6 protein-coding genes are annotated in these 16,544 nt (G+C 43.8%); 5 read left to right on the top strand and 1 reads right to left on the bottom strand.

Features of this window, described 5'->3' with window-relative positions; genetic code table 11:
• The first annotated feature begins 185 nt into the window (after positions 1–185).
• Positions 186–7,892 carry a pullulanase gene (locus NSQ66_RS08775; RefSeq protein ID WP_339192837.1) on the top strand — a complete coding sequence of 2,569 codons (7,707 nt, stop codon included), beginning with the start codon at positions 186–188 and terminating at the stop codon, positions 7,890–7,892.
• 163 nt (positions 7,893–8,055) lie between these two features.
• On the opposite strand, the gene NSQ66_RS08780 is transcribed toward NSQ66_RS08775, so the two are convergent.
• Positions 8,056–9,801, bottom strand: coding sequence for an alpha-glycosidase (locus NSQ66_RS08780; protein WP_036684381.1), 1,746 nt, complete (start codon positions 9,799–9,801; stop codon positions 8,056–8,058).
• 842 nt (positions 9,802–10,643) lie between these two features.
• On the opposite strand from NSQ66_RS08780, the gene NSQ66_RS08785 reads away from it, so the two are divergent.
• From NSQ66_RS08785 to NSQ66_RS08800, 4 genes are all read left to right on the top strand, one after another.
• The gene (locus NSQ66_RS08785; protein WP_036684378.1) at positions 10,644–11,975 is read left to right on the top strand and encodes a maltose ABC transporter substrate-binding protein; all 1,332 of its coding nucleotides are present in this window, start codon (positions 10,644–10,646) and stop codon (positions 11,973–11,975) included.
• 107 nt (positions 11,976–12,082) lie between these two features.
• Positions 12,083–13,396 carry a sugar ABC transporter permease gene (locus NSQ66_RS08790; RefSeq protein ID WP_036684375.1) on the top strand — a complete coding sequence of 438 codons (1,314 nt, stop codon included), beginning with the start codon at positions 12,083–12,085 and terminating at the stop codon, positions 13,394–13,396.
• On the top strand, positions 13,393–14,235 hold the full coding sequence (locus NSQ66_RS08795) for a sugar ABC transporter permease (RefSeq protein WP_036684372.1): 843 nt from the start codon (positions 13,393–13,395) through the stop codon (positions 14,233–14,235). The genes NSQ66_RS08790 and NSQ66_RS08795 overlap by 4 nt, the downstream gene beginning before the upstream one ends.
• 97 nt (positions 14,236–14,332) lie before the next feature.
• Complete coding sequence (locus NSQ66_RS08800) at positions 14,333–16,387, top strand: methyl-accepting chemotaxis protein (RefSeq protein ID WP_051491335.1); 2,055 nt, start codon at positions 14,333–14,335, stop codon at positions 16,385–16,387.
• Positions 16,388–16,544: the final 157 nt, after the last annotated feature.

Genomic DNA, 16,544 nt, shown 5'->3' on the forward strand with positions numbered 1-16,544 from the left:
ATCAAGCTTTTACTTTGATAAAAGGATGGTGACAGCGTTGAATTGGCTTGACGAGCCATACATATAGACCTTCTCCAACTTTAGAAGGAATAGCATGATTTATAATCTCATAAATTGGTGGGGTTTGTGAAATCATGTATCCGCTTGCAAAAAGGGAATTCATAATTATGGGAGGTTTTGCAAAAATGAAAATAACTTTATGGGGGAAGAGGGCATTTGCGATCTTTATGATTATTGCTCTCGTGTTCTCTGGTCTTGGACTACATCCTGTTAATGTTACAGCAGCAACGACGAAGGTTGTATTGGTTGGGGATCTGCAGTCTAAATTTACATCGACAGGTGCGGAAACGCCGGGTAAGGATTGGGATGAGACATCAGTAGTTACCCAAATGACCTATTCAGATAATGGCCTATATTCTTTTACAGGCACTCTGCCGGCAGGAGAATATAACTACAAGGTTACTCTTAATGATTTATGGGACGAGAACTATGGATTCACAAGTTACACCAATCCTCAGGGAACAAATGATGGGGAGAATATCCATATCAAGCTGGAAACAGAGACTGCCGTAACCTTTTATTATAATGACTTAACTCATAAAATAGCTGATTCCACGTATTACACACCGATTGCTTCCGCTAAACTACCAAGATTGACAGGAAACCTGCCGGCAGAAGCACTTACCGTATTATCTGATCCTGATTTTGATGATGTTTACAGTACGGTGGCTACCCTTCCTAAGGGAGATTACACCTACCAAGTTTCTGTTCCAGGAGACGGTGAAGCCGGGGATCAATTGTATCCCGAAACTGCTAATAATCTGAGTCTTCCTTCAGATCTTCTGGTTACCTTTAAATTTAATCCACTGGATGGCAGTGTGACAGCAGAATATAAAATTCCTTCTGAACCTGTTGAGGTTACTCCTGTTCCGGCTGGACACATCCGTATTCACTACAATCGGACAGCTGGTGACTATGAAAATCAGGGATTATGGACATGGGATGATGCTCAATCCCCTTCCGCAAATTGGCCTACAGGTGCAACTCCATTTCCTGAAGGGCAAATCGATTCTTATGGTGCTTATGTTGACGTGCCAGTGAAGGATGGAGCTAAGAAAATTTCGTTCCTTGTGGTAAACCGAGTCACTCAGGCCAAGGATGAAGGGGATAAACTCTTTGCCATTAACACGCCTGAGGCGAATGAAATTTGGATCAAGCAGGGTTCAAATGATGTAACACCGTATGAACCAGTTACACTTGCTCCTAATACAGTGCGAATTCACTATACCAGAGCTGATACAAATCATGATCAATATGGACTGTGGCTGTGGGATGACGTCGTAGCCCCATCCGAAAATTGGCCGTCTGGAGCTACTCCTTTTGTAGCAGATCAAACAGATCGTTATGGTGCATATGTTGATGTTCCGCTTATTGAGAATGCGAAGAAAATCGGCTTTATTGTGATGAAACCTTCGAACGGTGATAAGGACGGTGACAATAAAACCTTTAGCCTGCTGGATCGATACAATCAGCTATGGGTTAAAGAAGGAGACAACAATGTTTATGTTTCTCCGTTTGGTGAGACACCTATTGGCTTAGTATCCGCAGAGGTGCTGTCGACGAGCAAAATCCTTCTCGGCTTCACACTGACTGACGGTTTGGATCCAGCAGCCTTAAAGACAGCAATTACAGTTAAGGATAAAGAGGGTGCTGCAATCCCGATTACTGCTGTAACCCTTACAAGCAAAACTTCAATCGAAGTGGATACAGAAGCATTTGATCTGGAAAAAGTTCCGCTTAGCGTTACCTATTCAGGTAAAACGGTCTCAGCCGCAAGTGGCTGGAGAATGCTTGATGAAATGTACAACTATACAGGAGACGATCTTGGAGCTACGTATAATGCTGACAAAACAGCCACATTGAAATTATGGGCACCTAAAGCAAGCTCGGTCGTTGTGAATCTTTACGATAAGAATGACTCTAACGTGCAAGTGGGCAGTGTTGCTTTAACGCTCGGCGAGCAAGGGGTTTGGTCAGTCCAGCTGAAGCCAGCTGATTTGACAGGCACAACGGCAACAGATGTAAGGGGCTTCTTTTATCAATACGAAGTAACGAATGACGGTGTAACCCATAAGGTTCTTGATCCTTATGCTAAATCAATGGCGGTATTTACTGTGGATACCACAGGTGCTGCTGGTGCTGGCGTGGATACAGTGGGCAAAGCGGCTATTGTTGATTTAAGCCAGACGAACCCAGATACCTTTGGGTATGCTGATATAAAAGGCTACGAAAAACGTGAGGACGCCATCATCTACGAAGTCCACGTGAGAGATTTTACATCGGATGTATCGATCGAGGATAGTCTGAGTGGGGAAAGATGGGGTTCTTATAGCGCTTTTGAAAAGAAACTTGATTATATTAAATCTCTTGGTGTAACGCATGTTCAGTTGCTTCCTGTGATGGCTTGGTATTACGGGGATGAGACGAAGATGGGGACTAGAGAGCCGGATTATTCCGCAAAAAACAATGAATACAACTGGGGTTATGATCCTCACAGCTATTTTTCACCGGACGGGGCCTATTCACAGAACCCTGCCGATCCAGAAGAGCGGATTAAAGAATTAAAAGGTTTGATTGATGCCGTGCATGAAGCTGGAATGGGTGTCATTCTGGACGTAGTGTATACTCATATGGCTAAAAAAGAATTTTTAAACGACATCGTACCTAATTACTATGCCTTCCAAGATGCAAACGGTAACTTTATCGGGGGGTTCGGCAACAATTTAGCCACCAACCATAAAATGGCTGAGAAGCTGATGGTTGATTCGGTAAAATACTGGTTTGAAGAGTACAAGATTGATGGAATGCGCTGGGATATGATGGGCGATGCGACAGCTGATGCTGTTCAGCATGCTTATGATGCCGCAGCAGCAGTGAATCCGAAGGCACTCTTTATTGGTGAAGGCTGGAGAACATTCGGCGGCGCCGCGGCTGATCCTTCTCTCGCTGGGCAAGGTGCAGATCAGGATTGGATGGATAAAACGGATAGTGTCGGTGTTTTCTCCGATGAATTCCGTAATGAATTGAAGTCTGGTTATGGTTCCGAAGGTCAGCCTAGATTTATTACAGGTGGAGCACGTCCGATCGCTACAATCCTGGACAATATCAAAGCTCAACCTTCGAATACACCAGCAGATGATCCGGGTGATATCGTCCCATATATCGAAGCTCATGATAATCTGACACTTCATGATGTCATAGCACAATCGATCAAGAAGGATCCGGATATTGCTGAGAATGAGCTTGAAATTCAGCAGCGGATCAGATTAGGAAATATGCTCGTATTAACTTCTCAAGGTACAGCCTTTATCCATGCCGGTCAGGAATATGGGCGGACTAAGCAGTGGAAGGGCACAACGGATCCTGAGGATAAATTCACAGAGATGTTCGACAACAACAACCAATCGTTTGGCTATTTCATTCATGATTCTTACGATTCATCGGATGCAGTTAACATGTTTGATTGGACCAAAGCAACAGATGAATCTAAGTTCCCAGTACAGAACACGACAAGAAAATATACGTCGGGTCTGATGGAGCTGAGAAAATCAACGGATGCCTTCCGATTGGGCGATAAGGATTTGGTTGACTCTAACATTAACCTGATCCCTGCTCCAGAAATGAAGGATAACGATCTTGTCATCGGCTATTCCAACAAAGCAACAGATGGCACTGGCATCTATTATGTCTTCATGAATGGTGACAGCACAACTAGAAAACTGACCTTATCTGAGGATTTGACGGGCGGTCAGGTGCTTGTGGACAACGATGAAGCTGGTGTTACAGCGATACCGGCTGCACAGCAGTCAGGTTTTATTTTGACAGCAAATTCAATTACACTAGAGCCTTTGACGGCCGTGATTATTCAAAAGGAAGCTGCACCAGTTACGCTGAACTCTTTGGAAACAGATAGTGCAAGCTACACGCTGGCAGCTGGAAATACGCATCAAACCGCTGTTTTTGCGAAATATGATGACAATAGCAGAAGTAATGTTACTAAGAAGGCTACTTACCTCTCCAATAAACCTGAAGTAGCTACAGTAACTGATAAAGGTCTAGTCAAAGCGGTTGGGCTAGGAACGGCAACCCTTACTATTTCTTATGAAGGTATTTCTACAACCGTCACTGTTAATGTTACTGACAAACGATATGTTCAATTCACTTATACCCGTAGCGATAAGGACTATAAGGATTGGAATATCTGGGTTTGGAACACTGGAGCTAAAAATGACCAGATTGATTTCACAACCTTTAAGAATGGCACAGCGAGCGTTCTGATTGAGGTTGCGGAGAATGCAACAAGCGTTGGATTTGTCCTGCGCAAAGGTACGGATTGGAACACGGGGAAACTAGACTACCCAGACGATCGTGTTATTCCGTTGACCCCTGGTGAACCGTTCACTAAGGTGTATGTAACCAGTATGGTTAAAGAGCTTGATATCAAACCAAGTATTAGCGGCCCTATTTTAAAAGATGGAACGATTACTTTCAGATACCGCGACGACGCTTTGTTCCGTAATGGAAATATGGACGCAATAACAGCTGCTAAAGTAAAAGTGAACGGCACTTCGTATCCAATGATCTATGATCCGGCTAACGAGTGGTTCACTTACACACTGGCTGATTTAAAAGAAGGTATGTATAAATATACTTTCTTGATTACAAAAGACGGCGTCACTACCGAAATTACAGATCCAAAGAATACGGTGAATGATGAATCTGTTATTGATTATCATCAACCTGTCGTTAAGATTGCGACATCCGTAAGTCCAGAGGCAGTCACATCCAATCAGAATGCTGTTGTAACCATCCACGCTTCCTCTTCGGAAGAAGTAACTTACTCTGAAGCATATATGGATTTAACTAATCTTGGGGGCCCTAGCAAAGTTAAGCTGGATACGGAACTCTTGAAACAAACGGTTGCTGTGGAAGACACGGTGTCAGCGGGCATCAAGGATATTCCGATTACGCTCGTAGACCAATACGGCAATGCACATAAGGAAAAGGCTACACTTGAGGTAAAAGCAAGAACCTATACAGGGGATAAGCTGGATTTTGATTGGGATGAGGCTCGAATTTATTTCGCGCTTACAGACCGATTTAAAGACGGTGACCCAACGAATAATGAGAATGTGAATAAAAATCATCTGGAAGCTTATCATGGTGGAGATTTCCGGGGGATGATCGACAATCTCGATTATTTGCAAGAGCTAGGAATTAACACGTTATGGATCACGCCAATCGTAGATAATATTGATTTTAACAAAGGCGTTGACTTTGGCAGCGAACAATATGGATACCATGGGTATTGGGCAAAAGATTTCACCAAGCTCGACGAGCATCTTGGCGATATGGCCACCTTCAAGGAGCTGATCGAAAAGGCGCATGACAAAGGGATCAAGATCATGGTTGACGTTGTACTCAATCATACGGGTTACGGTCTGAAAGCTGAGGATACCTATCCGACAATTACAGCTGAGGATAAAGCACGTTTCGAAGGGATGCTGCGCACGGATGGTGTATCCGCAGATACAGATCCAATTAAGGGTGAACTTGCCTTCCTGCCAGATTTCAAGACGGAAGATCCAGCCGTTCGTGAAAAAATTATCGCTTGGCAAACAGGCTGGTTAGACAACGCACGTACGGAACGTGGAGACACGATTGATTATTTCCGTGTGGATACGGTCAAACACGTGGACGATACGACTTGGAAAGCCTTTAAAAATGCACTGACAGCGATGGATCCAAACTTCAAAATGACCGGCGAATACTTCGGTGGAACCATTGATAACAATGGTGGAATGCTCGAAACTAGCCAGATGGATGGGCTGCTTGATTTTGGATTTAAAGATGCAGCCAGAGATTTTGCAAATGGTAAGGTAAACAGTGTGGATGCTTATCTGCAGGAACGTGAATTGAAGATCGACAATACGAAGATGATGGCTCAATTCCTGAGCAGTCATGATGAGAATGGTTTCTTGTCTGATTATGTGGGAGGCGATAAAGGCAAGCTGAAGATTGCTGCAGCTCTGCAAATTACCGCCAAAGGACAGCCAGTAATATACTACGGAGAAGAACTGGGTAATTCAGGCAGCAATGCTGGAAATATGTCTGAAGGTCAATTCAGTGAGAACCGTAAGGATATGCCTTGGGATCAATTGACGGCAGAGAAGCCACTACATGACCATTATCAAAAGCTGTTGAATATCCGTGCGAAGTACTCCAAAGTGTATTCCAAAGGTGCGCGCACGAAGCTCGCAGGTTCAGATGATTCAGGTTATTTGGCTTTCAACAAATCTTATGAAGATGAGAACGTAGTGACGGTAATCAATACTAAAACTAGTGAGAGTTCTGTAACGATTCCAGTACCGTTTGCTGCTAATTCATCGGTAACCGATGAATACAGCGGTAAAACATACATGGTTTCCGAGGATCAAAAGGTAAATATTGATCTGCCAGGTAGAGATGATGGAGGTACGGTTATTTTGGCTGAGGTATCGGATGTTATACCGACACCAACACCGACACCAACGTCGACACCAACACCAACGCCGACACCAACACCAACACCGACACCAACACCAACGCCAACACCAACGTCGACGCCAACATCGACGCCAACATCGGCACCAGAAGTAACACCGTCGCCTGAGGTGACACCAACGCCAGAAGCCACAGCGGCACCAACCTCTGGAGTTGTTGTTAACCCTAGCCCTACACCGCCAGCGGATACTCAGGTTGTGAATGAGGATAGCTTGAAGAATGGTAAAGAAGGCAAGGTGCAAATTGATGTTGCTGCCGGTAAGACAGCGGTACGCTTACCTTTACAAGCTGCACAAATACTAGGAACTAATGATCTTGTATTTAAAATGGGAGATCTGTTAGTTACTATCCCTAGCCAGCTTTTAAGTACAATGCCAAGTTTAGCTTCAGGTATTGATGGGGTAGGTGCCCAAATCTTGCTTGAACTGAAGCCACTGGCGCAGTCTGCTGCGAAAGCCATAGTAGACGGTTTAAACAATGATAGTGCTCATGCTAGCTCTCTTTCCGATGTATTTGAATTCAGACTTAGCGTGCTGATGAAAGACGGTACTCGGATTGTAATTAAGCAGTTCGATGAGCCGATTACGATCTCATTTAAGATTAAAGGGCAATTCAACAAAGACTTAATCGGAATCTATTATTTAAGTGATAATGGCGGGTTAGAGTACGTGGGAGGACAGCTGAATGGAGAGGTGATCACGGCACAAGTCACACACTTCAGTAAGTATGCTGTGCTTGAAATCGATAAGTCGTTCAAAGATGTTCCTGCAACCTATTGGGCATTTAAGGCGATTCAATCACTTGCCGCCAAACAAATTGTGTCAGGGGTTACTACCTCTGAGTTTGATCCGAAAAGTAATGTTAGCCGTGCGGAATTTACAGCACTACTAGTACGTGCACTTGGCTTAAAAGCGGAAGGGCAGGTCCTGTTTACTGACATCAGGTCAGATGCATGGTATGCCTCATATGTAGCCACAGCTGCTAAGCTGGGTATTGTTAGTGGACGGAGTAATAATATTTTTGCGCCGAATGCATCAATTACCCGTGAGGAAATGGCTGTTATGGCGATCCGCGCACTTGAAGTGAAGTCTGGTAAGAAGCTTGAACCTGTAGCAGCCTCTACGGCATTTACTGACGCTTCAAGTATTAGCAAGTGGGCGGAAGCTTATGTGAAGACTGCAGCAGACTTAGGACTCCTGCAAGGCCGAGAGAACAATCGATTCGCTCCAAAAGCATGGATGACCCGCGCAGAAAGCGCACAGGTTATTTATACGCTGCTGAGCAAGTAGGCTAAACTAAGGTGTGCTGAACTCTGGCACCCTTTAGTTAGAGCAGCGGTTAGCATTTTAGTATTCTCCAAAAGAAAACAGGGTATCCCGAAGCGATTATCGCTTGCGAGATACCCTGTTTTGTTATGCTATATGGCTGAGCAGTGGGAAGAAAAGAAGTCTTTTAGATGATTGCCTTTAGGATTGCGAATCCATAGGCTGGCATCTTCACGTTCAGCTTGCTGCGTTCTGTGCGCAGTGTTTCGCCTGTAAACAAGTTCTCCCAATCCCGCTCGTCTACGTCAATACGGAAGGTCTGAGCGGTCTCTTCACTGTTGATTAGTACGACAATTGTCTGCAGATCCAGCCGGCGCTCATAGGCTAGCTTGCTGCCTTGTTGTCCTGCCTCAAGGAAGGTAAATGTACCTGTGCGGAGAGCAGGGTGATCGTTGCGTATTTGAATAAGCTGACGATAGAACTCGAAGAGCTCACGATCCTGCTTTTCAGGGTTCCACTCCATGCATTTGCGGCAACCAGGGTCACCTTCACCGTCCATGCCGATCTCGTCACCGTAATAGATGCAGGGAGTGCCCATAAAGGTGAATTGGAACAGTGCTGCTAATCGCATCTTGTTTTTGTCTCCAGCAGCCAGCGTAAGCAGTCGTGGAGTATCGTGGCTGTCCAGCAGATTAAAAGCAACTTCACTTGCCTGCAGCGGATAGCGCGATAACTGTTTGCCAATGGAATTAGCGAATTCTTCAGCATCAAGAGTGCCATGCACAAAGAAGTCAAGGACAGCGTCAGTGAAAGGATAGTTCATAACGGCATCAAATTTATCGCCTTCTAGCCAAGGTGCAGATTCATGCCAGATTTCTCCCAATATGTAAGCCTCAGGATTAGCACGTTTAACCACCTTGCGGAATTCCCGCCAGAAATCATGATCCACTTCATTGGCAACGTCCAGACGCCAGCCATCGATCCCAACTTCTTTGATCCAGTATTCTGCGACTTTCAGTAAGTATTGTTTAACTTCAGGATGTTCTGTGTTTAGCTTTGGCATTAGCGGTTCAAAAGCAAAGGTGTCATAAGTAGGGACACCGTTTTCAATTTGAAGTGGAAACTTGCGAATATGGAACCAATCTTTAAAGGCGGAAGCCTCTCCTTTTTCTTGAACATCCACAAAAGGGGCAAAGGTTCTGCCAGAATGATTGAATACGGCATCTAGCAGGACACGAATCCCACGTTTATGGCAGCTATCGACGAGCTTTTTTAAAGTCTCAATATCTCCAAAATGCGGATCGACTTTCATATAGTCTTCTGTATCGTATTTGTGATTAGTAGTTGCATCAAAGATAGGTGTGAAATAAATAGCAGTGATCCCAAGCTCGTTAAGATGATCTAAATGATCAATAACCCCTTGCAGGTCGCCGCCAAAAAAATTGGTTGGTGTTGGTTCGGAGCCCCATGGCTGAACATTTTCCGGATCAAGGCTCGGGTCACCATTTGCAAAGCGTTCTGGGAAGATCTGATAAAAAACAGCGTCCTTTACCCAGGCAGGCGGAGCAAATACATCAACGCGGTTAATGAAGGGGAATTCGAACAGCTTGTTTGGGTTTTCCGGCCGCACCGTTTGAAAGTCACTTTCGGTCATCCAAATTCGTTCGTTATCTTTTTGAAGTAAGAAGCCGTATTTCAAGCGGCGGTAGAGAGGTACTGAAGCACATTCCCAATAGTCAAACATAGCATCGGAGGTGAAGAGGGTCATGGGAATTAGCTCTTTTGTGGTATCCCAAGCATATTTATCTCCAGCAAAGGCGAACACTTCGGTTAAATCCCCTTTTTTAGCGCGTAGACGCAGGTGAATCGTACTTTCATTATAGGCATAAGACCAATTTAACCGCGGACGATGATACACTGCTTCCAGTAACATGATAAATCCTCCTAAAGTTTTGTTAGCGTTACTTCCTCGAACACTTCGGCAAAACCACATCGAAAGCATAGGCTAAGTTTTGTTAGCGCTACTTCCTCGGACACTTCGGCAAAACCGCATCGAAAGCATAAACTATTCCCGGACGATACTCCACAGAGCGCGTGGAATGTAGAATGTCGCTATTGTTATTGGTTGCACAGTTTTTTATGCAACATGCACTAAATCAGTAGCAGAGTAGCACATAACAAAGAGGCACAGCCACCGCGAAGTAGCTTGCCCGAGGTTGTACCTTTGATAAGTAACATTGCCTTTTAATTGTATAGAACAGGAGGCAGACAAGAGATGTTGTGCTTCATGCTGGACAGCCTCTTAACGTTTTGGATTATAGCATGGAATAAAAGGGCTTTCAATACTCTTGTTCAAACCATTGCACTAAATTTCACTAAAGTAAACGAGCATTGTGAACGTTAATTTATGAGAAATCTCTTGAAATAGAGAAAATGTGGCATATTAGGGGCAAATAAAATAGATATTCCAATATTAAACACATGAATTATCGACTAATTAAAAGATATCATGTGAAAAATGGAGATATATGCCTATAATGTATATCAATTAATGGAAAATGACCCAATACAGTATATGCAAACGTTTTTAAAAACAATCGTTACTGTTGTATGATGTACTCATGAATGAAGCGCTTTCGTACCTGTGAAATGCAGATACAGAAGGAGCAAGCTAAAAGAAGAACTTTTTTTTTAGCCTTTCTGAAATCGTTTGCGCAGATTGCAGCACTACTATTTTCCATCTTACGTTTTTAAAAATTGGGAGGGGTTAAAGTAATGAAATTGAAAAAAATGATGGTTATCACCGCAGCTTTCTCAATGGCTCTGTCCGTTACAGCATGCGGTTCGAACAACAACAGTACGAATAACGGGGGCAACAACGCAGCAAAAGCTACTAACAACGCTACTACAGAGACTGCAGCGCCAGAGAGCACAGATGCAGCAGTAACAGATGAAATCGTACCTGAAGATGGCGCAACTCTAGTGGTATGGGAAAGTAAAGAAGAAAGACCTTTTGCAGATGAGATTGCTAAACAGTTCACAGCAAAATATAACGTTCCAGTCAAGGTTGAAGAATTGGCACCCCCGGATCAAGTAACTAAGCTTACTCAAGATGGTCCTTCAGGATTAGCGGCAGACGTTATTCTTATCCCTCACGATAACTTAGGTAAAGCGGCAAGCGCGAGCTTGGTTCTTCCTAACGATGTCTTCGGTGAAGAAACAAAAGCTAACAATACTGAAGCTTCGATTATCGGATCTTCGTACGAAGGCGAATTGTATGGTTACCCAAGAGCAGCAGAAACTTATGCATTGTTCTACAATAAATCGCTTGTTAAAGAAGCACCTAAATCATTCGATGATGTTCTTGCATTCAGCAAAACATTCACGGATAAATCGAAAAATAGATATGGAATTATGTGGGAAGTAGGAAACGTGTACTTCAACTACATGTTTATCGCATCCGATGGCGGATACCTCTTCGGTAAGGATGGTACGGATAAAGATGATATCGGTCTTGCTAACGATGGCGCAATTGCAGGACTTAAAGAATTTGTGAAATTGAAGGAAGCATTGCCAATTAAGAGTGGTGATATCAACAGTGATATCAAACGCAGCTTGTTCAACTCTGGTGATGTAGCTATGGATATCACAGGTCCATGGGAGCTTGGAGGATACAAAGAAGCTCTTGGTGACAACCTTGGTATTGCTCCAATCCCTACAGTGAATGGCAAAACAGCAATTACATTCTCTGGTATTAAAATTTTCGCAGTTAACTCGTTTACTCAATATCCGAATGCTGCTAAATTGTATGCGAATTTTGCTTCAAGCAAAGACGCTCAGCTGTTACTGAACAAAACGATTGGTTCGGTTCCTACAAACAACGAGGCGCTTCTTGATCCACAGATCTCTAGCGATCCTTATGTGTCCGTTTTTGCAGAACAAGCTAAGAACTCCCAACCGATGCCTTCTATCCCTGAAATGGGTAACGTATGGAGTCCAGTAAATGCTGCCCTTCCAGAAATTTGGGATAAAAATGGGGATCCAAAAGCAGCAATGGACAAAGCTGTACAACAAATCAAAGATTTGAATAACAGTGCATCTCAATAAGGATCATAATTCACTGTCTTAACAGCATACAGTGAATCAAGCTGCCCGCCGCATGTTTAGCGGCTGGCAGCTTCTTATTTTCACTCGGAGAGGAGAACGGAAGCGAAATGCAACGACATCGCACGAGGGCCGCAATACTGTCGACGATTTTTATGGGATTGGGACAAATATATAACCGCCAATTCGTTAAAGGAATATTATATTTAGCCGTAGAAGCTGTAGCCGTTTTTTATTTTATTGAGAATCTTGCCAACTCCTTATGGGGCATTGTAACACTAGGAGAGAATCCGAGTCGTCTGGTTAAAGTGAAGGGGATCGCCAAGATGGTTACCGGTGATCACTCGATTTATATTATGATCCAAAGCTTGATCACCATCCTTATTCTTATTCTATTGATTATCGCGTGGTATTTGAATATCAGAGATGCTTACAAGATTGGAGAAAAACGTGATAACGGTCTTCAGGCAAACACTTTTAAACAAAGTGTTCGTTATATCCTGGATTACAAGTTTGCTCAAGCGTTTCTAGTCTTGCCGGGTATCGGTGTTCTATTCTTTACTATTATGCCTATTATCTTCATGATCCTGTTGGCCTTTACGAACTATTCCGCACCTGATCATCTTCCACCCGCCAAATTGGTGGACTGGGTTGGATTTCAGACCTTTCGTAATTTATTGGTCCTTAAGACATGGAGCCACACTTTTTATGGTGTATTAACATGGACAATTATATGGGCAGTTCTTTCAACCATTACTACATACTTCGGAGGACTGTTGGTCGCTTTGCTGGTGAGTCAGAAGGGCATTCGCTTCAAAGGAATGTGGAGAGTAATTCTGATTGTGCCTTACGCGGTGCCACAGTTAATCTCGCTTCTGCTCATGCGCAACTTATTTAACGGTCAATTCGGGCCTATCAATCAATACATGGGGTATTTTGGATTGGATGGATTACCGTGGCTGACTGACCCATTCTGGGCTAAGGTTACCGTAATTATCGTTAATATGTGGGTAGGTATTCCTGTTTCTATGCTGCTTATCATGGGCGTTCTGACTACTATCCCACGGGATATGTATGAAGCTGCTGAGGTGGATGGAGCATCGGGTTATCAGAAGTTCCGTATCGTAACGTTGCCGATGGTATTATTCTCCACAGCACCAACCTTGATTACGCAGTTTGCAGGTAACATCAACAACTTTAACGCAATCTTCCTATTAACTGGGGGTAGTCCGGTAAATGGTGACTATCAATATGCCGGTTCTACGGACTTGCTAGTAACCTGGTTATACAAATTAACGCTTGATCAGAATAAAAACAACATGGCTTCGGCAATAGGGATTATTATCTTTATCATTGTCGCTTCATTCTCCCTGTACAATTACCGCCGGACGAAGTCATTTAAAGAGGAGGATATGATCCAATGAGCAGAAAAGTCGCGAACATTATTCGCTTAGCAGGTAGTTATATTATCTTGATTGCTTTGTCGATAGCTGCACTCTATCCTGCCCTTTGGATTCTCTTAGCTTCCTTCCGACCTGGTAAATCATTGTACAGCAAAACGTTTATTCCCGAGCAATTCACTTTATCACATTACAGAGAATTGTTCACATCACCCAGCTATATGTTTGGGACTTGGTATGCCAATACCTTGAAAATAGCTGTGTTCTCGATGCTTATCGGGGTAGTTCTTACTTTGTTAACCAGTTATGCCGTATCCAGATTCCGGTTTAAAGCGCGTAAAACAGCGTTATCCACCGTATTGATTCTTGGTATGTTCCCTGGTTTTATGAGTATGATCGCTATTTATATGCTGCTTAAAGAGTTTAATTTGCTGGATACACATATTGCGTTAATTATCGTTTATGCGGCGGGGGCACCGCTGGGTGGGACCTTTATCGCTAAAGGGTTCCTGGATACGATTCCTCGTTCTTTGGATGAGGCGGCTCGAATAGATGGGGCGAGTAATTTCGGGATATTTATGCGGATCATCTTACCCTTGTCACGTCCTATGATCACTTACATGGCGCTGACTCAGTTTGTTGGTCCTTGGGTGGATTTCATTTTCGCCAGACTTATTTTGCGGACGAAGGAGAACTGGACGGTCGCAGTCGGAATGTGGGATATGGTTAACACGAACCAAAACACGAACTTTACCTTGTTCTCTGCGGGTGCGGTTTTGATCTCCATTCCAATTATGATTTTGTTTGTATTCTTGCAACGTCTGCTAGTAGATGGCTTGACAGCAGGAGCTAGTAAGGGGTAAACCCATTCGCTCGCTTCATGCTAATAAATGATCAGGGTACAGCCTTTATACAGAAATGGAGGGCTGTACCCTTATTTCGTCACGGGGAGTGAACTTAATGAAAAAGTCCTGGACTCTATATTTTAAATCTGTTGGAGTTAAACTGTTCGTTATTTTATTTAGTTCTATAGTTCTCTTATCCTCCGTGCTAGGATTGACTTCCTATTTTGCCGCTAAAAATATCATTACGAATGAGGTTGCTGCAGCCTCCACACAATCTGTAGTTCAGGCAGCGGACAAGCTGGATTTTGTGCTGGCAGAGTATGAGGCACTATCAAGGCAGTTTGCACTCGACTCTGTGTTAAAGGGTGATTTAGAAAAAATAAATAGTGGCGAGCTTACAACTGTGGACAAAGCCGGTGCTGAAGATCGGATTCGCAGAAAGCTGGACTTGGTAAAAGGGTCTGATGAGCGGATGTATGGCGTCAGGCTGGTATCCAAGAGCTTGGTAGACTCAGAATCTTATAAGTCTGCTGGCATAAGTGGGATTCGTAGTGATGAAGGCATTTCCGCAAGATTAGAGCAAATTGCCGCAGCTAAAGGAGAGCCAGTCTGGTTTCCCGTTCGTGAGAAAGGCTTTTTTGATGCTTATACTGAGCCATCCTTAACTATGGGGAGATTGCTACGTAATCTTTTACATCCCGAAGCGGAGTATTACATGCTAATCGAAGTGAAAGGGAAGGCCATGACTGAAATGCTGTCTAACCTTCAGATTGGGATGACCGGTGAAATTCGTATCTTGAGTGCGGATGGCAGCATTGTGTATGGTGCGGATCATGCCAAGCTGGGTCAATCCTCTTACATAAAAGTTTCAGAAGAACAAGGGAAAGAGCAAAATCATTCATTTACAGCGGAGGATGAGAACGGAAGTTCTCAGCTTGTTGTATACCAGCCCCTGGCGACTGCCAAGTGGATGCTTATGGGGTATGCTCCTGTCAGTGATTTTACTAAGTCTGCGGACAAGCTTTTATATATCACATTTTCTGTGGTGCTGGCGGCAGCCTTAATAGCACTGCTAATTGGTTATATTCTTGTTCGATTGGTAGGGCGCCCGCTGGGTAAGCTGGCAATCTTGATGGAGGAAGGAGAGCGTGGGAACCTACAGGTACGAACCAATTTCAAGGGCAAAGATGAGATTGGCCGCTTGGGTCAAAGCTTCAACAAAATGATGGAGCAGATCTCCTTACTTGCAAGGCAGAGCGGGAATTCGGCAGATGAGGTCCTCCTTACTTCGGAACAATTAGTACAAGCATCAAGTACAATCTCCCTCCATGCCAGAGAGGTTGCGACCGCTACCGGTGAGATTGCAGCGGGGTCAGCCAGCCTCGCTGTTGAAGCCGAACGCAGTTATCACAATGTTGAGATTATCGGCAACAAAATGAGTGAAGTGACGGAAATAAATACAGTGATGGACCATTCAGCAGAACGGGTCATTGAGGTTAGCAATCAAGGTACAGAGCTGATGAAGCTGCTGGTAGAGCAGAGTGAGTCTACGGTAGAGGTGATCAATCGAATTCAAGATAATTCTACTAAGCTCAGAGAAAGCACTCATTTAATTCGCAGTATACTCAGCCCTATGATTGCTGTGAATAAGCAGACCAATATTTTGGCACTAAATGCTACCATAGAAGCAGTTAGAGCAGGTGCGGCAGGTAGAGGGTTCATAGTGATTGCTGATGAAATCAGGCAGCTCGCTAACCAGTCGAATGAATCGATTCAATCGGTCTCCAAGATCACGGAAGAGATTGGTCTACATATCGAGAACACCGTTAAGGATATCAATGAAGCCGCTCCTAAGTTCCGTGAACAAATCTCTTCTGTAAGAGAGTCGTCAACGATATTCGCGAGTGTCAAAGAGGAAATGGAACATTTCATGAAACATATTAGTGAATCTTCTGCTTCTGTCCTCGAACTGATTGAGTTCCAGCGTCAACTCGGTGAATCCATGGCCAGCGTAAGCTCCATCGTCCAGCAAACCACTGCTTCGACGGAGGAGGTAGCTTCTATGTCATCTCAGCAATTCACGGTTAGTGAGGAATTGGTTGCCCTATCGGAAAAGCTGGAGGGTTTGGCAGCCGATCTTAAGCACTCTTTGGTTTCTTTTCAAGTATGACAATATTATTCTAATAGAGACGGGCAATTTTCCAATATAATGGAGAGTTGCTCGTTTTTGTTGATTTGATTGCTATCGGACGTTATCTTGTCTTCGAAGTGGCTAAAGAGATACACTTGTATTAAGTAATAAATGAAGAAAGTAGTGATCCATTGAC

The organism is Paenibacillus sp. FSL H3-0329, assembly GCF_037963285.1.
GTDB lineage: Bacteria > Bacillota > Bacilli > Paenibacillales > Paenibacillaceae > Paenibacillus_AQ > Paenibacillus_AQ odorifer.